This is a genomic window from Mesorhizobium sp. Mes31 (assembly GCF_024519675.1).
GTDB lineage: Bacteria > Pseudomonadota > Alphaproteobacteria > Rhizobiales > Rhizobiaceae > Mesorhizobium.
In genome coordinates, this window is the sequence record NZ_JALJRL010000007.1 from 207,892 (window position 1) to 228,502 (window position 20,611).

At 64.9% G+C, this 20,611-nt stretch carries 22 protein-coding genes; 9 read left to right on the forward strand and 13 right to left on the reverse strand.

The genetic code is table 11. The features are described from left to right. Positions 1 to 26: 26 nt before the first annotated feature. From NR193_RS14565 to denD, 3 genes are all read left to right on the forward strand, one after another. Positions 27 to 1,010 carry a cation diffusion facilitator family transporter gene (locus tag NR193_RS14565; protein ID WP_256751499.1) on the forward strand — a complete coding sequence of 328 codons (984 nt, stop codon included), beginning with the start codon at positions 27 to 29 and terminating at the stop codon, positions 1,008 to 1,010. An 89-nt stretch (positions 1,011 to 1,099) separates the two neighbouring features. Beyond that, positions 1,100 to 1,312: a hypothetical protein gene (locus tag NR193_RS14570; protein ID WP_091577817.1), complete on the forward strand. Its 213-nt coding sequence runs from the start codon at positions 1,100 to 1,102 to the stop codon at positions 1,310 to 1,312. A gap of 11 nt (positions 1,313 to 1,323) precedes the next feature. Then, positions 1,324 to 2,298 (forward strand): D-erythronate dehydrogenase, encoded by a 975-nt coding sequence (denD, locus tag NR193_RS14575; protein ID WP_256751500.1) that lies wholly within the window; start codon positions 1,324 to 1,326, stop codon positions 2,296 to 2,298. Between the two features lie 149 nt (positions 2,299 to 2,447). On the opposite strand, the gene NR193_RS14580 is transcribed toward denD, so the two are convergent. The 4 genes from NR193_RS14580 to NR193_RS14595 all read right to left on the reverse strand — a co-directional run bounded on the left by NR193_RS14580 (position 2,448) and on the right by NR193_RS14595 (position 6,546). Beyond that, entirely contained in the window at positions 2,448 to 3,638 is a 1,191-nt protein-coding gene (locus NR193_RS14580; RefSeq protein ID WP_256751501.1) for a nickel/cobalt transporter, read from the reverse strand. Then, positions 3,635 to 4,303 (reverse strand): DUF1007 family protein, encoded by a 669-nt coding sequence (locus NR193_RS14585; RefSeq protein WP_256751502.1) that lies wholly within the window; start codon positions 4,301 to 4,303, stop codon positions 3,635 to 3,637. Before NR193_RS14585 ends, NR193_RS14580 begins: the two co-directional genes overlap by 4 nt. A 144-nt stretch (positions 4,304 to 4,447) precedes the next feature. Then, on the reverse strand, positions 4,448 to 5,347 hold the full coding sequence (locus NR193_RS14590) for a LysR family transcriptional regulator (RefSeq protein ID WP_091577813.1): 900 nt from the start codon (positions 5,345 to 5,347) through the stop codon (positions 4,448 to 4,450). A 2-nt stretch (positions 5,348 to 5,349) separates the two neighbouring features. Beyond that, complete coding sequence (locus NR193_RS14595; RefSeq protein WP_256751503.1) at positions 5,350 to 6,546, reverse strand: amidase; 1,197 nt, start codon at positions 6,544 to 6,546, stop codon at positions 5,350 to 5,352. A 542-nt stretch (positions 6,547 to 7,088) separates the two neighbouring features. Between NR193_RS14595 and odc2 the strand changes: the two genes are divergently transcribed. Beyond that, the gene (gene odc2, locus NR193_RS14600; RefSeq protein WP_256751504.1) at positions 7,089 to 8,222 is read left to right on the forward strand and encodes an ornithine/lysine decarboxylase; all 1,134 of its coding nucleotides are present in this window, start codon (positions 7,089 to 7,091) and stop codon (positions 8,220 to 8,222) included. A gap of 99 nt (positions 8,223 to 8,321) precedes the next feature. Continuing rightward, on the forward strand, positions 8,322 to 8,930 hold the full coding sequence (locus tag NR193_RS14605) for a GNAT family N-acetyltransferase (RefSeq protein WP_256751505.1): 609 nt from the start codon (positions 8,322 to 8,324) through the stop codon (positions 8,928 to 8,930). A gap of 90 nt (positions 8,931 to 9,020) precedes the next feature. Here the strand turns inward: NR193_RS14605 and NR193_RS14610 are convergent, their stop codons facing one another. The 7 genes from NR193_RS14610 to flhA all read right to left on the reverse strand — a co-directional run bounded on the left by NR193_RS14610 (position 9,021) and on the right by flhA (position 14,565). After that, positions 9,021 to 9,305, reverse strand: a complete 285-nt coding sequence (locus NR193_RS14610) for an SCP2 sterol-binding domain-containing protein (protein ID WP_091578059.1) — start codon at positions 9,303 to 9,305, stop codon at positions 9,021 to 9,023. A 147-nt stretch (positions 9,306 to 9,452) separates the two neighbouring features. Next, positions 9,453 to 9,968: a hypothetical protein gene (locus NR193_RS14615; protein WP_256751506.1), complete on the reverse strand. Its 516-nt coding sequence runs from the start codon at positions 9,966 to 9,968 to the stop codon at positions 9,453 to 9,455. Between the two features lie 85 nt (positions 9,969 to 10,053). Continuing rightward, on the reverse strand, positions 10,054 to 10,479 hold the full coding sequence (locus tag NR193_RS14620) for a hypothetical protein (protein WP_256751507.1): 426 nt from the start codon (positions 10,477 to 10,479) through the stop codon (positions 10,054 to 10,056). 100 nt (positions 10,480 to 10,579) lie between these two features. Next, positions 10,580 to 11,122 carry a rod-binding protein gene (locus NR193_RS14625; RefSeq protein ID WP_256751508.1) on the reverse strand — a complete coding sequence of 181 codons (543 nt, stop codon included), beginning with the start codon at positions 11,120 to 11,122 and terminating at the stop codon, positions 10,580 to 10,582. A gap of 211 nt (positions 11,123 to 11,333) precedes the next feature. Further along, entirely contained in the window at positions 11,334 to 11,726 is a 393-nt protein-coding gene (locus NR193_RS14630; protein ID WP_256751509.1) for a hypothetical protein, read from the reverse strand. A gap of 2 nt (positions 11,727 to 11,728) precedes the next feature. Further along, entirely contained in the window at positions 11,729 to 12,481 is a 753-nt protein-coding gene (fliR, locus tag NR193_RS14635; RefSeq protein WP_256751510.1) for a flagellar biosynthetic protein FliR, read from the reverse strand. Then, positions 12,478 to 14,565 carry a flagellar biosynthesis protein FlhA gene (gene flhA, locus NR193_RS14640; protein WP_256751511.1) on the reverse strand — a complete coding sequence of 696 codons (2,088 nt, stop codon included), beginning with the start codon at positions 14,563 to 14,565 and terminating at the stop codon, positions 12,478 to 12,480. Before flhA ends, fliR begins: the two co-directional genes overlap by 4 nt. 116 nt (positions 14,566 to 14,681) lie before the next feature. Here flhA and NR193_RS14645 point away from each other — a divergent pair, with 116 nt between their 5' ends. Further along, the gene (locus tag NR193_RS14645) at positions 14,682 to 14,981 is read left to right on the forward strand and encodes a putative quinol monooxygenase (protein WP_256751512.1); all 300 of its coding nucleotides are present in this window, start codon (positions 14,682 to 14,684) and stop codon (positions 14,979 to 14,981) included. Between the two features lie 40 nt (positions 14,982 to 15,021). Here the strand turns inward: NR193_RS14645 and NR193_RS14650 are convergent, their stop codons facing one another. Then, complete coding sequence (locus NR193_RS14650; protein WP_256751513.1) at positions 15,022 to 15,501, reverse strand: MarR family winged helix-turn-helix transcriptional regulator; 480 nt, start codon at positions 15,499 to 15,501, stop codon at positions 15,022 to 15,024. Between the two features lie 62 nt (positions 15,502 to 15,563). On the opposite strand from NR193_RS14650, the gene NR193_RS14655 reads away from it, so the two are divergent. The 3 genes from NR193_RS14655 (at position 15,564) to NR193_RS14665 (ending at position 18,776) form a co-directional block, all read left to right on the forward strand. Next, positions 15,564 to 16,292: an NAD(P)-dependent oxidoreductase gene (locus NR193_RS14655; RefSeq protein WP_256751514.1), complete on the forward strand. Its 729-nt coding sequence runs from the start codon at positions 15,564 to 15,566 to the stop codon at positions 16,290 to 16,292. Between the two features lie 29 nt (positions 16,293 to 16,321). Beyond that, a complete protein-coding gene (locus tag NR193_RS14660; protein ID WP_256751515.1) occupies positions 16,322 to 16,831 on the forward strand; it encodes a cupin domain-containing protein in 510 nt (169 codons plus the stop codon). Positions 16,832 to 16,994: 163 nt separating this feature from the next. Beyond that, positions 16,995 to 18,776, forward strand: a complete 1,782-nt coding sequence (locus NR193_RS14665) for a chloride channel protein (RefSeq protein ID WP_256751516.1) — start codon at positions 16,995 to 16,997, stop codon at positions 18,774 to 18,776. 21 nt (positions 18,777 to 18,797) lie between these two features. Here the strand turns inward: NR193_RS14665 and NR193_RS14670 are convergent, their stop codons facing one another. Beyond that, entirely contained in the window at positions 18,798 to 20,441 is a 1,644-nt protein-coding gene (locus NR193_RS14670; RefSeq protein ID WP_256751517.1) for an MFS transporter, read from the reverse strand. Positions 20,442 to 20,611 lie beyond the last annotated feature (170 nt).

Below are 20,611 nucleotides of genomic sequence, written 5' to 3' on the forward strand. Positions count from 1 at the left end.
ATTCGGTGCGTAGCGGGAGTTCGTCATTGGCGCATACCCACGATCATAGCGGGCACGATCACACCGGGCACGATCATGGGGCCGGCCATGTGCATGGCTCGACCGACAAGAAACGCGTCCTGATCGCCGCCTGCCTGACCGGTGGCTTCATGGTCGCCGAAGCGCTCGGCGGCCTCTTCACCGGGTCGCTGGCGCTGCTGGCCGATGCCGGCCACATGCTTGCAGATTCGATCGCGCTCGGCCTTGCCTGGTATGCGTTTCATCTCGCGGGGCGCCCGGCGACCGGCCGTCTCACCTATGGCTTCGGGCGGGTCAAGACACTGGTGGCCTACACCAACGGCATCGCCATCTTCGTTATCGCGCTGTGGATCGTCTACGAGGCATGGGGGCGCCTGCAGGCGCCGTTGCCGGTGCTTGGCGGGCCGATGCTGGCGGTGGCGATCCTCGGCCTCGTGGTGAATATCGGTTGCTTCTTCGTGCTGCATGGCGGCGACCGCGAAAGCCTGAACATGCGCGGCGCCATCCTGCATGTCCTCGGCGACCTGCTCGGTTCGGCCGCCGCGATCGTTGCCGCGCTGGTCATCCTGGCCACGGGCTGGACGCCGATCGACCCGATCCTGTCGGTCCTGGTCTCGCTGCTGATCCTGTACACGGCGTGGTCGTTGATGCGCGAAGCCGCGCATGTGCTGCTCGAGGGCGTGCCGCCGACCCTCGACCGGGATCTGATCGCCAGGGACCTGGAAACGACGGTCCCGGGCGTGCGCGAAGTGCACCACATGCATGTCTGGTCGCTCGATGGGTCAAGCAACATGGCGACGCTGCATGCCTGCCTTGACGAGGGCGTCGATGCCTATCAGGCGGTCAGCGCCGTCAAGAAGCGGCTTGCCAGCGAGCACGGCATCAGCCATGCCACGGTGGAACCGGAATTCGGCCAGTGTGCCGACGATGGCGACGACCACGATCATGATCACGGGCACCATGCAGCGCCGCATCATGGCCATTATCACTAGGGGCGATCGATTGATATCGATCGGTCCTGCCTCAGGAGTTCCAAAGCCTTGAAAGCCAGCTCGATGAATGACCGCTGCCCGGGTGCAGCCTGATGGACCGCGACACGCGCAATGCCGCCATCGCGGCGGTGTGGATCATGCTTCTGTTCGGCATCGCGGCCTTCTATCTGCCGACCGTGATGTTGGCGCTGGGCAGCCTCTCGACCGTGCTGGCCGGTGCCTTTGGCATTGTCTTCGTTCTGGCGTTTTTCTCGGTGTTCTGGCTGCGGGCCCGCAACCAGCGCAAAAACCAGGGTAAGTAGAGGTCTTTGACATGCGCATTCTGATCACTGGCGCCGCGGGAATGGTCGGCCGCAAGCTCATCGCCCGGCTGGCCAAGGACGGCATGCTGCGCGACCGCAAGATCACCGCGCTCGACCTGCACGACATCGTGCCACCGCAGGCGCCGATCATGGACGGCGTCAGCGTCGCGGTTCACACGGGCGATCTCGCCGTGGCGGGTGCCGCGGAAGGCCTGGTCGCGTCGCGCCCCGATGTCGTCTTCCATCTTGCCGGCATCGTGTCCGGCGAGGCGGAAGCCAATTTCGATCTCGGCTACCGCGTCAATCTCGACGGCACACGGGCGCTGTTCGATGCCATCCGCCTGGCCGGCTTTGCGCCGCGCGTCGTCTTCACCTCGTCGATCGCGGTGTTCGGCGCGCCGTTCCCGGATGTCATACCCGATGACTTCCATCCGACGCCGCTGACCTCCTACGGCACGCAGAAGCAGATGAGCGAGGCGCTGCTGGCAGACTATTCCCGACGCGGTTTCTTCGACGGCATCGGCATCCGGCTGCCGACCATCTGCGTGCGGCCCGGCAAGCCGAACAAGGCGGCTTCTGGGTTCTTCTCCGGCATCATCCGCGAGCCGCTGAACGGCCAGGAGGCGATCCTGCCGGTGCCGCGCTCCGTCGTGCACACCCACGCCAGCCCGCGTTCGGCGGTGAATTTCCTGATCCATGCGGCTCAGATCGACGGCGGCGCCGTCGGGCCGCGCCGAAACCTGACGATGCCCGGCGTCGCCGTCACCGTCGGCGAACAGATCGAAGCGCTGGAGCGCGTTGCCGGCGCCAAGGCGGTAAGCCTGATCCGCGAGGAGCCGGACGAAACGATCTGGGCGATCGTCAAGGGCTGGCCGACACGATTCGAGGCGCGGCGGTCAAGGGAACTGGGCTTCAGCGCCGAGAAGAGTTTCGACGAGATCATCCGCGCCTATATCGAGGATGAACTGGGCGGCAAGGTGTATTGATATTCAGGTGATGCCGGCCTGCGAACGGCTGATACCTGCGCTTCCGGTGCTCACGTACTTTAAGTACGCTCCGCTCCGGTTCTCTGTATCAACCGTTCTCGGCACGGCCTGACCTGAATCTCAACACACCTTCGGGCGCTCCCTATGGGTCAAACGCTGCCCGTCAGGCTGGCCGACAGCAACAGCAGCCCGAACAGGAACACGAAGGCAGCGCCACCGATCTCGACGATCGAGTGGATGCGGTTGCCCATGCGGCCGTCGCCGGCGAAATACACCGCCCAGTTCTTGGCGGTCACCGCCAGCGTGGCCAGGGCCGAGACGGTGATCGCGGTTCCGAGCGACATCGCCAGCACCGACAGCAGGCCGCCGAGCCACAGCCCATTGAGCAGGGCGAAGCTGAGCACGATCAGCGCGCCGGAGCAGGGGCGGATGCCGACCGCCGCCACCGCCGACCAGGCCGTGCGCCAGTCGAAGCGATCGCCCGACAGCAGCGCCGGATCGGGCGCATGCGAATGGCCGCACGTGTCGCAGACCTCGCCCGCCGGGTGATCGTGATGAGCATGATCATGCGCACCATGATCGTGCGCATCGTGGTCGTGATGATCGTGCGCATGATCGTGATCGTCATGCACGTGCAGGGCGTGCGCATGAGCATGCGCCGAATGACCGTGGGCGGCATGCGAATGACCGGCATGCGAATGACCGGCATGCGAGTGGCCGCCATGGGAATGACCGGCGCGGGCCGCCGACAGGCTGTAGGCGGGCCCTCTGCCGAACAGGCGCAGGACGGAGGGGCCGAGCTTGCGCCACAGCAGCCAGGCGCCGAAGAGGGTGACGAAGACAAAGCTCATGATCTCCATGAACCAGGCCGCGTCGGTCATCGAGACGGCGGTGCCGCGCAGGACGAAATACGCGACCGCCATCACCGCGACCGCGGTCAGGCCCTGCAGCAGCGCCGAGACGAAGGACAAAAGGATGCCGCGCCGCAGCGCCACTTCATTGGCCACCATGTAGGACGAGATCACCGCCTTGCCGTGGCCGGGACCGGCGGCATGGAAGATGCCGTAGGCGAAGGACAGGCCGATGAGCAGCCAGAGTTTGCTGCCGTCCTGGCGCATCGCCTTCATCGCCGTCGCCAGTGCGCGATAGAATTCCTGCTGCCTGAGATTGATCCACATCAGGATGTGGGCGAACGGGCCGGTGGTGGGCGCCATGCCGTCATTGACGCCGATGCCGAGCGAACTCTGGGCATGGGCGACGTTGGCGAAATGCATCATGGCGAAGGTGATGGCCAACAGGCCGAATGCCAAACGCAGGGACGGTTTCGTCACCGGGTTCATCCTTCTGGCTGACAGTTCAGTTCGAGCTTGGTGGCGAAGATCTTGCTCATGTCGGTGCCTGTCGGATCGTTGAAGAAGGCGTCCGTCAGGGTCTTCTGGTTTTCCTTGATGGCTTCATCCGGGTCCGGCCGAACGACCTTGCTGGTGCAATTCGACGGCAGGCCTTCAACCGTTATGTTGGAGTCCTCGGTGAAGTCGATCGCGGTGTAGAAGGTTGGATCGTAGACGCCGATGTCGATCTTGCCGGCCAGCTTGATCGGCACCTTCGGTTCGGACTCGAACAGGATGATCAGCTGGTCGTTGTCGAAATTGGCCATCAAATGCGGTGGCGGTGTCATCGCCACGTCCTTGCCGTCGACGGTGACGAGCTGGAAGTAGTTGAACTCGGCCAGCGAGGCGTGGACGGTGTCGGCGACCTCCTTCAGCTCGTTGTCGTCAAGCTTGAGGTCGGAGTTCTTGTCGAACTCCATCATCACCGTGCTGGAGAACAGATCGTCGAAGCGCCAGAGATGGCGCAGCGCCTTCACACTTTGGTGATCCGGGGAGAGGATCACGTCGAGGCGGGCCTCGGCGAAGACGTGCGGATGCACCTCAGCCGGTCCGACGGCGGCAAAGGTCGCCGCCAAGGCCGAAGCCAGCATGATTGCGTGCCGTTCAAGATGCATTCTCGGTCGCGATTCCATCGGCCTCGGAGAGATGTCGAGAGTTACCAGAAAGGGGGCGAAATTGGGACCGCTGGTGCGTGTCACCCAGGTAGTGTGGCGGCTTTGGCTCATTGGGGCGCAACGCGCTTTGGCGGCTGACACTGGTCAGGCAGCTTCGCGCGTCCTGAACCACTGCACCAGGAAGTCGACGAAGACGCGGACCTTCGCCGGCAGATAGCGGCGATGCGGGTAGACGGCGAAAATGCCGCCGCCGGACAGGATGCGGTCATCCAGCACCGTCACCAGCCGGCCGCTCTCGATGTCGGGCGCGGCGATGAAGTCCGGCAGGACGGAAAATCCCAGCCCCGCCACCGCCGCGGCGCGCGCCGTCATCGGGCTGTTGACTTCGATCGGGCCTGACACCGAAACGCTTATCGGATCGCCATTGTCACCCTTGAACGGCCAGTTGTTCAGGCCTCGGCCATTGGTGTCGATGATGCACGGCATGCGGCCAAGGTCCTGCGGCCGTGTCGGCGTGCCATGCTTGGCGATCAGTTCGGGGGAGGCGCAGAGCTTTATCGAAAACGGCGCCAGGCGCCTGGCGATCAGCGACGAGTTCTCCAGCCGCGAGATGCGCACCGCAAGGTCGAAGCCTTCCTCGACGAGATCGACGAAACGGTCGTCGAGCTGGATGTCGAGCACGATGTCGGGGTGCTGCTTGGCGAAGTCGATCAGCGACTGGCCGATCGGCGCGTCGGCGAAGGTGCGCGGCGCCGACAGCTTGATCCGGCCGCGCACGTCGCCGGAGGATTCGCGCACGGCGTCGGCCAGGCTGTCGACCTCGCGCACGATCTCCGAGGCGCGCCGGTAGTAGGTGTGGCCGGCCTCGGTCATCGAGAACTGGCGGGTGGTGCGGTTGAGCAGCAGCGCGCCGAGTTCGTCCTCCAGTTCGCGCACATATTTCGACAGCAGCGCCTTGGAGCGGCCGATCTTGCGCGCCGCCGCCGAAAAGCCCTCGGCTTCGACCACGTCGATGAAGGCACGCATGCGGGTCAGTGTGTCCATGATCAGGCCTTTCGTGCCGCGTCGAGAAGTTTCCGGCCGAGCCGTATCAGGGCAATGTCGCTGCCGGAAGGGCCAAGCAGCGACAGGCCGAACGGCGCGCCGACGACCGAGCCGATGGGCAAGGTGATTTGCGGAAAGCCGGACAGTCCGGCCAGGCACAGAAGCTGCAGCGCCCGCTCGCGATAGGCCTGGAATTGCTCCGGCGTGCTGTCCACATACGGCGCCGGGCCGGGAACCGTCGGCAGGACAAGGAAGCCGTGCTTGCCGAGCAGGGCGGCCAGTTCGCCGCGAAAGGTCAGCCGGCGCACCGTCTCGGCCTGCGCTGTTCGGTCGTCGACGGCACGGCCAAAGCCGAAACGTTCCTCGACGCCGGGGCCGAGGTCGCGCTCGCCACTGGTGATCCATTCCCCGTGCACCGCCCAGGCCTCCTTTGCCTGCAGCCGGCGAAAGCACCAGTAGAGTTCATCCGGAGACGAGGTGAAGGGCGTTTCCGGCGACGCCGGCGCGCCGAAAACCGCGCTCGCCAGTGCCTTCATGTCAGCATATTCGGCAATCGCCGGGCGGGCCACCAGATCGTCCAGCCAGTCCAGCGACAACGGGCGGTCCAACGGATGGTGGTGCGGGTCGCGGCCAAGCAGCAGCTTGCCGACCGTCTCGTAGGTCTCGATGTCGTCGGCGAACCAGCCGAACGTGTCGAAACTCGGCGCCAGTGGCATGGCGCCGCCGAGCGAGATGCGTCCATGCGTGGTGCGCAGGCCGATCAGCCCGCAAAAGCTCGCCGGCGCGCGGATCGAGCCGCCGGTGTCGGAGCCGGTCGCTATGTCGGCCAGCCTGCCCGCCACCGCCACCGCCGATCCCGACGATGAGCCGCCGGTGACGCGGTCGGGCGCTGCCGGGTTCACCGGAAACGAAAAGTGTGCATTCTGGCCGAACAGCGCGAAGGCAAGCTCGTCGGTCTGGGTCTTGCCGACGAAGCGTGCGCCGGCATCGAGAATCATCTGCACGGCGGGGGCGGTGCGCGAGGCGGCATCGCTTTCGGCGAACTTCCGTAAATTGCCACAGCCCGTGCGGTAGCCGGCAACGTCGTAGATGTCCTTGACGGCCAGCCGCAGGCCGGCAAGCGGTCCGAGCTCGGCATGTGCCACTGGCATCTGGGGAAGATCGAGAAAGGCGTTGAGAGGGCCGAGCGTGCCTGTCATCGTTCGATATCCGGATACGGTTGTCGCAACATTGTTCGATGCCGGAAATTTTACAACCTTGGACGCGATTTTTATTGATTGTGAAACGCTTCGCTCTTATATCGCGCTTGCCCAAAGTCGCACGTGCCTGTGGGTGTCCGCCGATCCTCGAATGGTGAGGGAAATCGGTAAGGTAGCTGGAGCCAACCCCTCCAGTCGGTTTAGCGGCCAACCGCCAGACCGAGGACACCTTGAAGCAACGACGGTGCGGGCCTTTCTGGTGTTCTGCCGGTCGTCCAAAGACCGGGGTTACTGAAGAGGCACACCTTCATTGCCGGCAGTGCGGAACGGGGTCTCCCAATCCAAGCCAAGGCAGACAAAGCGAACCGAGGCCGGGCAAGGCCAAGGTTCACCGCCGCGAGACGGCGTTTCATGGTTCCGGGGTCTCCACCGGCTGGTTCCATGGATTTCCGTCCCGCCTTTGTCCACCGCGTGTTCGCGAGGCCGAGAGCCCGCGTCCCGCAGCCTTTGTGCGCGCCGAAAGGCGCTGATGGAGAGACCCGATGGCTACCCAGCGCATCCTTGACTTCCTCGCCACCCGACGTCCGACCGGCCCCTGCCTCGTGGTCGACCTCGATGTCGTGCGCGACAATTTCCGCGCCTTCGAGAAGGCGCTCCCCGATTCGAAGATCTACTATGCGGTGAAAGCAAACCCGGCGCCGGAAATCCTGCGCCTGCTTGCTGCGATGGGCTCGTCCTTCGACACCGCTTCCGTTGCCGAAGTCGAGATGGCCATGGACGCCGGTGCGCCGGCGGACCGCATTTCCTTCGGCAACACCATCAAGAAGGAGCGTGATATCGCGCGCGCCTACCAGCTCGGTATCAAGCTGTTCGCGGTCGATTGCGTCGAAGAGGTCGAGAAGATCGCCCGCGTCGCTCCCGGCGCGCGCGTGTTCTGCCGCGTGCTGACCGATGGCGAAGGCGCCGAGTGGCCGCTGTCGCGCAAGTTCGGCTGCGTACCGGCGATGGCCGTTAATGTGCTGCGCCATGCCAAGGGGCTCGGCCTCGACGCCTATGGCGTGTCGTTCCATGTCGGCTCGCAGCAGACCGACCTGACCGCCTGGGATCGTGCGCTCGCCGACGCCAAGGCGGTGTTCGCCACGCTCGCCGAGGAAGGCATCGTGCTCAAGATGGTCAACATGGGTGGCGGTTTCCCGACGCGCTATCTGCGCGACGTGCCGGCCGCCCAGGCCTATGGCCAGTCGATCTTTTCGGCGCTGCGCAAGCATTTCGGCAATGCCATTCCGGAAACCATCATCGAGCCGGGCCGTGGCATGGTGGGGAACGCCGGCGTCATCAAGTCGGAAGTCGTGTTGATCTCGAAGAAGGCCGACAACGACAATGTGCGCTGGGTGTTCCTCGACATCGGCAAGTTCGGCGGCCTGGCCGAGACGATGGACGAGGCGATCCGCTATCCCCTGGTCACCCGGCATGACGGCACGGAGACCGCGCCTTGCGTGCTCGCCGGCCCGACCTGCGATTCGGCCGACGTGATGTACGAGAAGACGCCTTATCCGCTGCCCTTGTCGCTGACCATCGGCGACGAGGTGCTGATCGAAGGCACCGGTGCCTACACGACCACCTATTCGGCGGTCGCCTTCAACGGCTTCGAGCCTCTCCGATCCTACGTGATCTGACGGTTCGCAAGAGCCGATCAGATCATCCGGCGCGGGCGAAGAGATCGCCCGCCTCGGCTCGCTTGTGGAACAGATCTCCGCTCGCCAGGGATTGCGGAAATGGACATTGCAAATTTCACTGTTGAAGGCGCCGCGCACTGGTCGATCTCCTCCCTTGAGGGAGAGGTGGCCGGCGCTGTCGCCATCGTTGCCGAAACCGCGGCCGACGTCGCGGCGCGCGAAGCCTTGCTCGACGATTCCATGGGGCCGAAGCGCAAGGCAAAATCGTCGGAGAAGCTGCGGCGCGGCCGTCGCCCTTCGGAAGGCCTTGCCTTCGTCGCGCGCGATGCGTCGAGCGCCGTGGCCGGCACGGTGCGGCTGTGGGATGTCAGGCTGGGCGAGGGCGGTCCGGCGGCGCTGCTGCTTGGCCCGCTCGCCGTCGCCCCTTCGCTCAAGAGTGCCGGCATCGGCTCGGCGCTGATGCGCCATGCAATCGCCGAGGCGGCGCGCCTCGGCCACGCCGCGATCCTGCTGGTCGGCGACGAGCCCTACTATGGACGCTTCGGGTTCTCGGCTGCCAGGACCGGTTCGCTTGCCATGCCGGGACCCTATGAGCGGCACCGCCTGCTGGCGCTGGAGCTCGTGGACGGCGCGCTCGACGGCGTGCAAGGCACGCTGAAGGCGGCAGGACGAAAGCTGAAGGGACAGGAGCTGACGTCGGCGGCCTGAGGCTTCAGGCGCAGCTTGAAGCGGGTACGTGACCTATCGTCGAAAACAAAACGCCGCCGGTCCGGCGGCGTTTTGGGTGTCTAAAATCGATCAGCCCAGCAACTGGCTGAGCGCCATGGCGACGGTCATGTCTCCTTCGACCTTGATCTTGCCGGTCATGAACGCCATCGTCGGGTTCAGGTCGCCTGATATCAGCGAATCCAGATCGTCGAGCGAGAGCTTGATGGTGCAATCGGCGGGGGCATCTGTGGTCGAAATGGTCGCGCCGTCGATGACGATGACGCCGTCGCCGCCAGTGTCGAACTTCACGGAACGATCGAACCCGCTGCTGGCCACGCGCGACTTGATCTTCTCGGCAATCTCCTGAACGCTCACGCTGTTCTCCTTGTCTGGTTGCATCTGTCGCGCAACGGCGCTTCGATCCGGCCGAAGCCCCATGCCGTGTTTTTCGCGATCCTGGTCGCTGCCGCATATAGCTTTGGGTTGACGTTTACGTCAACGCGAATTCCGGCTTCGGGCGGTTCAATGTTCCTTGAACGGCTTGGTCATTTCCGACGCCGTCTCGCTTTTCTTGCGGCGCAGCCAGTTGTCGCGGATTTCGTCCTTCGACAGGAAGTTGACCTGATCGATCAGGACCTCATGCACCAGGGTGGCGCCGACACGCTTGTTGACGGTGTCGCGGATCGCGGCGCGGAATGCATCGAGGTCGATCGTCTCCTTCTTGGTGAAGTCGACCTGCGGATTGGAATAGAGGTAGGAATAGACCTGGTCCGTAATGAGCGCTTCGGCCGGGATCGACAGCTTCTTTATCTGCTCGGGTTCCACGGTGTAGACAAGCTTGGTCAGGAAATAGCCGTCGATCCTGGAATCGCGGATCAGCGGCACTGAAATGATGTCGGTCTTGACGTAGTCGAGCCCGCCCAGCATCGGCTTCGGGGTTTCGCCGACGCCTTTTTCGCCCGCGGCCTGGAACGAATAGAACACGGCGCCGAGCGTGGCGGCGCAGATCCAGATGGCGATGGCGATGACCTTGATCATCGGGCCTTGTCATTCCCTGGCGATGGAAACGCGGCGCTTCCCATTTGCACGATCATGATTGCCGATGCGGTCCTTCGGCTCGGCATCATGCCTTCGCCCAGCCGAACTCGCCGGCGGAGTAGGTGCCGTCGGCTTCCGAGCGCTGGATGGCGCTCCGCAACAGGCTGGCGACCTCGTTGACCGCGCTGAGGTGAGCCAGGATCGCAGCCTCGTTCTTCGCCAGCTTCTGGCGCAGCCGGGTCAGGCCTTCGCGATGCTGTTCGAGGAACTCGGCTTCACCGCCGCCCTTCATGGCGCGGGTCAGTTCATAGAGATAGCGGCTCTTGCGGGCGTTCGATGCCTTGAGGTCATAGCTGGTGTCGCTGCGGATGCCGGCGGTCTCTTCCTCGACCACTTCCTCGATGCGGCCGATGATGGCGGCGAGATTGCCAGGCCGCGCGAACGGGATCGGCGCTTCCGACGCGTTCGTGCGCGCGGGCAGGTTGGCGGTGAATTCCGAAAAGTCGGCCATGAGAATCCTGGTCTAGTTAGATTGAACTCGGATACGCGCTATCTCAGTGCTTGAGCATGATCTTTTCCCCAAAACCGGTTCCGATTTTGAGGATCGTGCCCTAGATCTTGATGTCGGTCTTGATGGTCGTGTCGTCACCGGTGATCGACCGCGCAGCCTTGCGCTGCAATTCGTGGACCAACGAGGTTGACAGGCTGTTCTGCTGATCGATCTCGGTCTTTTCGGGCCCGCCCGAAACCGGGCCGACCGGCACAACGCGTTTGCCTTCGAGATAGTGGTCGGCAAGCATCGACTTGGCGATGCCGATGCCGCCGCGCTCGGCCATGACGTCGGCCACCCGCTCGGCAAGCTGCGATTTCCACATGTCGCCGGCCAGGCCCTTGCCGTAGACGCCTTCGGTGTCCTTGGGCAGCATGTTCTGGATGAAGGTCTGCAGTACCATCGCCTCGAACTTCTTGAACTTCTTGGCGGGGTCGGTTGACGCGGCCGCCTTGTCGGCGGTGGCGCGCGACAGGATCGAGCCGGCATCGACCGACGCGGCGGTGTCGACCGAAAACGTCCCGGCGGCGCCACTGGCCCGCTTTGTCAGCGCGGCGCGGGCAGCCTCGATATCCGTCGGGTCGACGGCTCGGGCAACATCCATAACGATGTCGCTGGGTGGAGAGATCGCCAAGAAAGTCCGCCTTTTGTCGGTTTTCCGTGGTTAGGACAATGCCTCAACAAGCTTGTGGCAGGCTTGCGCGGTCGCTGGCTGACGCGCATCGCCTCGAAACGGAATCCTGCGACGCGCTTCAAGTCCTTGTTTTCATGCATGTCGTTGTCCCAAGACCGGACCCACTTTTGGACGACATGCACTAGTCGTCACTTTCCGGGTGCCGCTTCTGCGCGATCAGGTCGAGGCGCTCGCGGTCAGAGCGTTGGCGTTCGTCACGGCTGCGCACATCCTTGTAGGTGCGCTCGACCATGTTGGTGCGCGCGGTTGCCGCGGCGATGAGGCCGGCCTCTTGCCTGGCGCTTTCGAGGTTAGCTTCCTGGCGCCCGACCGCGCTGGCGATGCGGCGATGGTAAAGGTCGGGAAACAGGCCCGAGAGGGAATTGGCCTGGTCGAAATGTCCGACCAGATCCCTGGCCTCGGCCTCGGCGGCGCTTGCCGCGGCAAGGAAGGTGGCATGACGGGTTTCGTGCAGCGCCTTCAGTTGCTCCTGCACCTTGACCAGTTTCTTCAGGCGGTCCCTGCGTGCGCTCATCGTCATCTCGCCAGCGTCAGGTCGACAAAGCCGTTGACGAACAGCGACAGCATGGTGCCGACGGCGAAATAGAAGATGATCATGCCACCGGCGATGACGAAGGGCTGGGAGATGAAATAGATCGGGATCTGCGGGGTCAGCTTGTTGACGAAGCCGATCGTCAGATTGACCAGGATGGCATAGGCGACAAACGGGCTGCCGAGCCGGATGACAAGGAAGAAGGTGTCCGACACCGTGTCGGTGACATCGACGAGTGCGGCCTGCGGATTGAAGAAGATGTTGACCGGCGCGACCGTGTAGGACGCGACCAGCGCCCGCACGATCTCGTGGTCGAAATCGAAGACGAAGAGCATCAACAGCGCCGAGAACGAGATGATGGCGGCGAGCGCCGCCTGTGGTTCCGGCTCCTCGATCGCCGGTCCGCCGGTGCCGCCATAGCCGATCAGCATGGCGATGGCCGAGCCCATGAAGCGCAAGGCTTCCATGTAGAGCCTGGTCATGGCTCCGATCAGTCCGCCGACCAAGAGTTCCGAGATGATCATCGGCACCAGGATCTGCGGGCGCGGGTCGACGAAAGGAATGATGCGGTCCCACAGGAAGGCGAGCAGGCCGCCGGTGGCGGCGACCGCCACGAACAGCCTGACCTGGACCGGAACGCGGGCGCTGGACAGGCCAGGCATCAGCATGAAGCAGGCGCCGATGCGGCAGAAGGCGAGGAACGCCGCGATGACGACGCTCTGCGAAAGGACGCTCACGATATGGTCCCGAGCACCCTGATCTCGACGCCCTTGGCGATTTCGACATGGCTGAGCACCGGCAGCGTGGTGAACAGCCGCTCGATGATCATGCGCACATAGGGGCGGGCATCGGGCGCGGTGACCAGCACGAAACGCTCGCCGGCTTCCAGATATTTCTTGATCGCCTTGGTCGCGTCCTGGCCGAACTCCTCGAGCTGGCGCGGATCGATGTCGAACTCGCGCACCTCGCCCTTGGCGTCGCGCTTGAGGCTCTGGTGAAAGGCGAGGTCCCAGCGGTTGCCAAGCCGCAGCACCTTCAGCACGCCGCCCTCGGAGAGGTCGCCGCAGATCTGCTGGGCCATGCGGATGCGGACATGTTCGACGATCTGCTCGGTGCGGCGCACATGCGGCGCGATCTCGGCGATCGCCTCGATGATCAGATGCAGGTTGCGGATCGAGACCCGCTCGGCGAGCAGCAGCTTCAGCACCGCCTGCAGGCCGGGATAGGAGATGTGCGTGGTGCAGATATCGTCGGCGAGCTTGCGGTATTCCTGGTCCTGCCGTTCGAGCAGCGCCTTCATGTCCTTGTAGGACAGAAGCTGCGGCAGGTTGTTGCGGATGACCTCGGAGAGATGGGTGAGCAGCACCGACATGTTGTCGGCGAAGGTGTAGTTCTCGCGCTTCAAATCCTCGGCGAAGGTTTCGAGCACGGAGTAGGCGCGCATACCGAAGGCCGGCTCGCGGATTTCCTCGCCCGGTATTTCGGGCAGGTCGCGATTGCCAAGCAACACCATGATCTCGCCGACGCGCATCTGGTATTCGGCCACCACGGTGCCGTGCACCTTGATCTGGTAGCTCTTCGGCGGGATGGCGAAATCGTCGGCGACGCGCACCTCCGGCACGACGAAGCCGTACTGGGTGGCGAATTTCTTGCGCATCTTGGACATGCGGAAAATCAGTTCCTGATGCGAAACCAGGAGCCGGGTCGAAAGCTGCTTGCCGATCAGCAGCTCGATCTCGGCGGTGGCGAGCGAGGCCTTGACCGAGTTCTCCTCCTCCTCCGCCTTGGTCGCCTTCTCCAGGTTCTTCACCGCTTCGGCCTCGGCGAGGACCCGGTTGGCGCGCATCGGGATGACGTAGCCGAGCCCGGCCATGCCGCCGGCCAGCGCAAAGAACGGAAACAGCGGCAGGCCGGGCATCAAGCCGAGCAGCACCAGCAGCGATGCCGCCACATAGAGGGCGCGCGGATGGGCGCCGAGCTGGCCGAACACCGCCTGGTTGGTCGAACCGCGGGTGCCGCCCTTGGAAACCAGCAGGCCGGCGGCGAGCGAGACGATCAGCGCCGGGATCTGGGTGACGAGGCCGTCGCCGACCGACAGCTTGATGAACACGTCGGCTGCCTCGCCCATGCCCATGCCGTGCCTGATATAGCCGATGGCGATGCCGCCGACGATGTTGATGGCGGTGATGATGAGGCCGGCGATGGCGTCGCCGCGGACGAATTTCGAGGCGCCGTCCATCGAGCCGAAGAAGGAGGATTCCTCTTCCAGTTCGCGGCGGCGCAGCTGCGCCGTCTTGTCGTCGATCATGCCGGCGGAGAGGTCGGCGTCGATCGACATCTGCTTGCCGGGGATGGCGTCGAGGGTGAAGCGGGCGCCAACCTCGGCGATACGGGTGGCGCCCTTGGTGATGACGATGAAGTTCACCACGATCAGGATCATGAAGACGATGAGGCCGATTACGAAGTCGCTGGCCATGACCAGCTTGGAGAAGCCGGCGATGACGTAGCCGGCGGCATGCGTGCCCTCATTGCCATGCGACAGGATCATGCGCGTGGTGGCGATGTTGAGCGACAGGCGCAGCATGGTGGCGATGAGCAGCACCGTCGGGAACGACGAGAAATCGAGCGGCCGCTGGATCCACAGCGCCACCATCAGGATCAGCACCGAAAGCGCGATCGAGAAGGCGAGGCCGATGTCGATGAGAAAGGCCGGGATCGGCAGGAACAGCACGGCCAGGATGATGACGATGCCGATGGCAAAGAAGACGTCACGGCCGTTCTTGGCTACTGCGCCTGCCGCTATGCTTTCGCTGATCGCCATGTCGTCCCCAAACCATAGGCTGCCGAACGTGCGACAGCCCGGTGAGGGTAGCTGGCCAAGCTTGCGCGAGGGTGGGAGACTGGCTGGTTCGAACGTCTCGCAAGAAGGGAAACCGGATGCTTCTGATCATCGGCACGATACGCTTGCCGCCCGACAAGCTCGGGGAGGCAATGCCGGCAATGGAGCGCATGGTTCGCGCCAGCCGTGCCGAGCCCGGCTGCCTCGAATATTCCTATGCGCAGGATGTCTTCGACGCCGGGCTCATCCGGGTCACGGAAGTCTGGAGCGACAGGGCCGCGCTCGACGCGCATTTCCGCGCGCCGCACCTTGCGGACTGGCGTGCGAGCTGGCCGGCACTCGGCATCGGCGAACGCAACCTCGTGCTCTATGAAGCCGGGGAGCCCAAGCCGACCTGATCGATCCGCAGACCGGATCCCGTCCGCCGCTGTCGAGCACTCAGGATTTGCTGGTGCCAGCCGTCGCGACGCCAACCAGCCAGCGCCTGACGGCTCGTTCTTCCGGCGCCGACAGGCCCTCGGTCAGTTCGCTCTCGATCGCATGCACCCGCTCGCGGCATGTCCGCAGCAGCGCCCGTCCGCTGTCGCTGAGATCGATATGCTGGATGCGGCCGTGGACGGCATGCGGCTTGCGGACCAGCGCGCCGGCCCGTTCCAGGTTGGCGACGATGACGCTGAGCGTCTGCGGCGTGAGCAGCGCCAGCCGGGCGAGATCGGCGTTGGAGAGGCCGGGATAGGCGGCAAGCATGGTCAACGTCACAAATTGCGGTTGCGTCACGCCGAGATCGGCCAGCGCCCTTTCCACCCTGAGCCGATGGGCGCCGGCCGCCTGCCGCAAGAGATAGCCGAGATAGCCTTCCTCGCCGCGTTTGCCTTCGCCCGGAGCCGGAATCGACGGACGTTGATTTGGCTTGCGCATGATATAAGAGCTCTTATATGTTATTCGAATGCTGACATTATAACGACTGGGAGTTCGTGGCGATGGGTCATCGCATTTTTCTTGCCGGCGCCTCGGGCGCCATCGGGCAGCGGTTGATCCCGCAGCTTCTGGCGGCCGGCCATCATGTGACGGGCACCACGCGCAATGCGGACAAGGCCGTCATGTTGCGCGCCCTTGGCGTCGAGCCAGCGGTGGTGGATGTCTTTGATGCCGAGGCCCTGTCGCGTGCAATGCTTGCTGCCCGCGCCGATGTCGTCATCCACCAGTTGACCGACCTGCCGCCAGGCCTGGATCCGAGCCGGATGGGCGAGGCGATCGTGCGCAATGCGCGCGTCCGCGACGAAGGCACCCGCAATCTGGTCGCGGCCGCCACCGCATCCGGCGTCCGGCGCATGGTCGCGCAAAGCATCGCCTGGGCCTACGCGCCCGGTCCCGAACCGCATAGCGAGGCCGATCCGCTGGACAGCGCCGCGAGCGGTAACCGCGGCATCAGCGTCGGTGGCGTCATCGCGCTCGAAACGTCCGTGCTGCACGCGCCGTTCGCCGGCATCGTGCTGCGATACGGCCAGCTTTATGGCCCGGGGACGGGGGCCGACGCGCCTGCCGGCGCTTCACCGCTGCATGTCGACGCCGCCGCTTACGCCGCGCTGCTCGCGCTCGACAAGGGTGCGCCCGGCATCTTCAACGTGGCTGAGCCCAACCAGGCCGTTTCGACGCAAAAGGCGGTCGAGGAGCTGGGCTGGCGCGCCGATTTTCGCTTGCCGGCCTGAGGCGGCCATTCCTGTTCGGAGACATCAACATGATCGGCAATCAATCCCGCTTGCGCACCGGCCAATGTCTTGCCGCCGCCACTGCCGCGGTTCTGCTCGCGCTCGCGGCAAGATGGGCCGGGCAGGGCCTCATCAACGTCACGCCTGACGGCATGGAAGGGCACATGCACATGCAAAGCGAGGATGCGGGCAGCCCCGCCGCGGCACGGCCGAAGACGGTCGTCACACCGGTTTCCTGTGAAAAGCTGCCCGATATGCCGGGCAAATCGGTCACCACGGTGATCGTGGAGTTCCCGCCAAACGCGTACACAGCTCGGCACCGCCATCCGGGTTCGGTGAGTGCCTTCGTCCTGCAAGGCACGCTGCGCTCGCAATTGGAAGGCAGCCCCGCCGGCACCTACACCAAGGGACAGGCCTGGTTCGAGCCGCCCGGTGCGATCCATCTGTTCGCCGAGAACGCCAGCACGACGGAGCCGGCGGCGTTGCTGGCGACCTTCATCGCCGACGACGATTGCGGCGCGCTGACCATCCCGGACTGAAGGCAGCGCCGCCCGCGCTCTAGCCAAGGCAGTAAAAGGCTGCAACCAGCCGGCCCAGCGCCACAATGGCGCCTTGCATGTCGCCATTGTGGTTGCCACGCCGTGTCGCCGGGCGTATCAGGCGAGCCTTCCATTGCCTTTCTGATATCGGCGAGCCGCCCCGGTGCTTTCCAGAAACCAACCACAAGTCTACGCCCGCCGGCTGCGCGCGGTGCTGATCAGGTCGCTGCCGCTGCTCGAGGCGCGCGGCATCGCCGTGGTCATCCTGGCGGGCGTCGTCGGCGTCATGGCGGGCATATTGGTCACCGCGATGAGCCAGATCGTGCAGGACCTGCACGGGCTGCTGTTCGGCGTCCAGCCCGGCGGCCGGCTTTCCGGCATGTTCTCGCTCGCCAACCCGTTGCAGGCGCTGATACCGGCGATCGGCGGCATCCTGCTCGGGCTTTCGGTGATCTGGCTGAGAAAGCGGAAGTTCCGTACCCCGGTCGACCCGATCGAGGCCAACGCGCTCTATGGCGGGCGCATGTCGCTGACCGACACCTTCATCATTGCCGGCCAGACGATGATTTCCAGCGGCTTCGGTGCTTCGGTCGGGCTGGAAGCCGGCTATACGCAGGTCGGGTCCGGCCTAGCGTCGCGGTTGGCGCGCGTGTTCAGGTTGCGCCGCAACGATGTCCGCATCCTGGTTGGCTGCGGTGCGGCCGGCGCCATCGCCGCCGCCTTCGATGCGCCGCTGACCGGCGCCTTCTATGGTTTCGAACTGGTCATCGGCATCTATTCGGTCGCCAATGTCGCGCCGGTGATGACGGCGGCGATCTCGGCCTCGCTGACCGCCGAAATGTTTGGCAGCGTGCCGTTTCCGCTCGAGCTTTCGGGCCTGCCGGCGCTCACCGCCAGCCAGTACGTGCCGTTCCTGCTGCTCGGCCTGCTCGGCGGCGCGGCCTCGATCGCCATCATGCATCTGGTGACGCTGATTGAACGCGCCTTTGCCAGGCTGTCGGTCGATGCGTCGCTGCGTCCCGTCGTCGGCGGCGTCATCGTCGGGCTGCTGGGACTGATCACGCCGCAGGTCCTGTCCAGCGGCCATGGCGCGCTGCATCGCGAATTCGCCATGAATTATGGGCTGGGCGTGGTGGCGAGCGTCTTCGTGCTGAAACTGGCGGCGTCGGCGATCTCGCTGGGGTCGGGTTTCCGCGGCGGCCTGTTCTTCGCCTCGCTGTTCCTCGGCGCGTTGCTCGGCAAGGCATTCGCCGGCGTGATGGCCTTCGTTTCGCCGGCGACCGGCATCGACCCCTCCGTCGCCGCCGTCGTCGGCATGACGTCGCTGGCCGTCGGTGTCGTCGGCGGCCCGCTGACGATGACGTTCCTGGCGCTGGAATCGACCCGCGACCTGACGCTGACCGGCGTTGTCCTGGCCGCCTCGATCATGGCGGCGATCCTGGTGCGTGAAACCTTCGGCTATTCGTTCTCGACATGGCGCTTCCACCTGCGCGGCGAAACGATCCGCAGCGCCCACGATGTCGGCTGGATGCGCAGCCTCACCGTCGGCTCGATGATGCGCAAGGATATCAAGACCATCGACGCCGCAACGACGCTTGCCACCTTCCGCAAGGAAGTGCCGCTCGGTTCGGCCCAGCGCGTCATCGCCGTCGACGCAGGCGATCATTATGTCGGCGTGCTGATCGTGGCCGAACTGCACAGCGATCCATCCGACGGCGAGGTGCCGGTGCGCTCGCTCGCCCAGTTCCAGGACGCCGTGCTGGTGCCCAGCATGAACGTGCAGTCGGCCGCAGAGACGTTCCAGCGTGCCGGCGCCGAAGAACTGGCCGTCGTCGAGGATTTCACCGACCGCATCGTGCTCGGGCTTCTGACCGAGGGCCATCTGATGCGGCGCTATGCCGAGGAACTCGACAAGGCCCGCAGGGACCTGTCGGGCGAAGGTTAGCCGCGCAAAAGCCCCCCGGTGTCAGTGCTCGATCGGCCCCTTGGCCATGACGAGAGTCGTGCCCGCAGTCGTCGGGCGCTCGATCATGCGGCGCACGCGGGGCGGCTCGTCGCCGCTGTGCAAGGCGCGCAAGCGCTCGCCGACGACAGCGTCGGCATGGGTGATGCGTCCATTGTGGCGCACATATTCGAGCCAGGTCGGCGTGTGATAGTGCTCGATCCAGATCGCCGGGTTTTCAAGGTCGCGCGCCAGCGTCCAGTTGCGGGCGCCGTCACGGCGGCGGATGCGGCCGCGTTCAGCCATGGTGGCGAGGAACTCCGGCACGTCCTCATCGCGGATGATGTATTCGATCATGATGGCGATGGGGCCGCTGCGGGGCTTCAGGTCGAGTGCCAGATGCGGTTCCTTGAAGCGGTTGAGCGGGTCGAGGTTGAGTACCTGATGTTGCGGCAGCGGCAACAGCAAGCCGATGGCGCCGCCGGCCAGCATGGCGATGCTGGCCGCGATCAGCGCGGTCTCGGCGCCATGCGCGTCGGCGACGACGCCCCAGATCCAGCTGCCGAGCGCGATGCCGCCGAAGGTCGCGGTCTGATAGACCGACAGCACCCGGCCGACCACCCAGCGTGGTGTCGCCATCTGCACCGTCACGTTGAAATGCGAAAGGGCGATCACCCAGCAGGCGCCGCCGACAAGCAGGCCAAGCGACGTCTGCCAGGCATGGTGGCTGACGGCGGCATTGAAGGCGCAGACGGCGAAGCCGGCGAAGGCCGAGCGCACCATCGTCTCGCTGGACAGCAACTGGCGCAGCCGCACGCTGATCAGTGCACCACCGACGGCGCCGATGCCGAAGGCGCCAAGCATGATGCCGTAGGTCAGGGCGTCGCCCTTGACGACGTCGCGTGCCACCAGCGGCAGCAGCGCCAGCACCGCGCCGGCGCTGAAGCCGAAGGCGGCGCCCCTGACCAGCACCTTGCCGATGTTTGGCGACATGGCGACATAGCGCAGGCCGGCGCCCATGGCAGCCCCCAGCGATTCGCGCGGCAAGGTCGATACCGGCACGTCCGGCTTCCAGCGCGCCAGCACGACGATCAGGCCGATATAACTCACGGCGTTGGCCGCGAAGGCCGCCGCCGCACCGGCCGCGGCGACGATGATGCCGCCGATCGCCGGGCCGACGCTGCGGGTCAGGTTGAAGCCCATCGAATTGAGCGCGACGGCGGCCGGTACCTTGTTGCGGGGAACGATGTCGCCGACCGAGGCCTGCCATGACGGGCTGTTCAGCGCCGTGCCGCTGTCGATCAGGAAGGTGAAGGCAAGCAGCGTCCACGGTGTGATCAGGCCAGAATAGGTGAACAGGGTCAGGAGCACCGAAACGACCAGCATGAAGGTCTGGGCGACCAGCATCACCTTGCGCCGGTCGAAACTGTCGGCGATGGCACCGGCGACGAGCGCAAACAGCATGATCGGCAGGGTGGTCGAAGCCTGGACCAGGGCCACCTGGTAGGACGAGGTGGCGATCGTGGTCATCATCCAGGCCGCGCCTACGCCCTGGATCAAGCCGCCGAAATTCGAGACAAGACTTGCGGCCCATACGGCGCGGAAAATGCCATGCCGGAAGGGCGCCAGCGCCGAGGCGCCATCGCTTTCCGGCTTTTCGTCAATCATCGGGAGTTCCTGCCATGTCGTGCGAATTCGTCAGATGATCCGTTTGCAAAGATCATTTGCCGAAAGTAGGGCATCGCACCGCAAAGGGCGAACGCCTTTCAAAAAGGATCATGGTCCAACAATGGGATAGCTGCGGTCCACGCCGTTATCTCCGGCCGAGGGCATGTGAA

Excerpts from the sequence above, each read along its gene's own strand:
- NR193_RS14630 (WP_256751509.1), bottom strand. The coding sequence starts at position 11,726 with ATGAGCGCACGCAGGGACCGCCTGAAGAAACTGGTCAAGGTGCAGGAG.
- NR193_RS14625 (WP_256751508.1), bottom strand. The coding sequence starts at position 11,122 with ATGGATGTTGCCCGAGCCGTCGACCCGACGGATATCGAGGCTGCCCGC.
- NR193_RS14615 (WP_256751506.1), bottom strand. The coding sequence starts at position 9,968 with ATGATCAAGGTCATCGCCATCGCCATCTGGATCTGCGCCGCCACGCTC.
- denD (WP_256751500.1), top strand. The coding sequence starts at position 1,324 with ATGCGCATTCTGATCACTGGCGCCGCGGGAATGGTCGGCCGCAAGCTC.
- NR193_RS14590 (WP_091577813.1), bottom strand. The coding sequence starts at position 5,347 with ATGGACACACTGACCCGCATGCGTGCCTTCATCGACGTGGTCGAAGCC.
- NR193_RS14645 (WP_256751512.1), top strand. The coding sequence starts at position 14,682 with ATGCTTCTGATCATCGGCACGATACGCTTGCCGCCCGACAAGCTCGGG.
- NR193_RS14655 (WP_256751514.1), top strand. The coding sequence starts at position 15,564 with ATGGGTCATCGCATTTTTCTTGCCGGCGCCTCGGGCGCCATCGGGCAG.
- NR193_RS14605 (WP_256751505.1), top strand. The coding sequence starts at position 8,322 with ATGGACATTGCAAATTTCACTGTTGAAGGCGCCGCGCACTGGTCGATC.
- NR193_RS14660 (WP_256751515.1), top strand. The coding sequence starts at position 16,322 with ATGATCGGCAATCAATCCCGCTTGCGCACCGGCCAATGTCTTGCCGCC.
- flhA (WP_256751511.1), bottom strand. The coding sequence starts at position 14,565 with ATGGCGATCAGCGAAAGCATAGCGGCAGGCGCAGTAGCCAAGAACGGC.
- NR193_RS14580 (WP_256751501.1), bottom strand. The coding sequence starts at position 3,638 with ATGAACCCGGTGACGAAACCGTCCCTGCGTTTGGCATTCGGCCTGTTG.
- NR193_RS14670 (WP_256751517.1), bottom strand. The coding sequence starts at position 20,441 with ATGATTGACGAAAAGCCGGAAAGCGATGGCGCCTCGGCGCTGGCGCCC.
- odc2 (WP_256751504.1), top strand. The coding sequence starts at position 7,089 with ATGGCTACCCAGCGCATCCTTGACTTCCTCGCCACCCGACGTCCGACC.
- NR193_RS14650 (WP_256751513.1), bottom strand. The coding sequence starts at position 15,501 with ATGCGCAAGCCAAATCAACGTCCGTCGATTCCGGCTCCGGGCGAAGGC.
- NR193_RS14595 (WP_256751503.1), bottom strand. The coding sequence starts at position 6,546 with ATGACAGGCACGCTCGGCCCTCTCAACGCCTTTCTCGATCTTCCCCAG.
- NR193_RS14585 (WP_256751502.1), bottom strand. The coding sequence starts at position 4,303 with ATGCATCTTGAACGGCACGCAATCATGCTGGCTTCGGCCTTGGCGGCG.
- NR193_RS14620 (WP_256751507.1), bottom strand. The coding sequence starts at position 10,479 with ATGGCCGACTTTTCGGAATTCACCGCCAACCTGCCCGCGCGCACGAAC.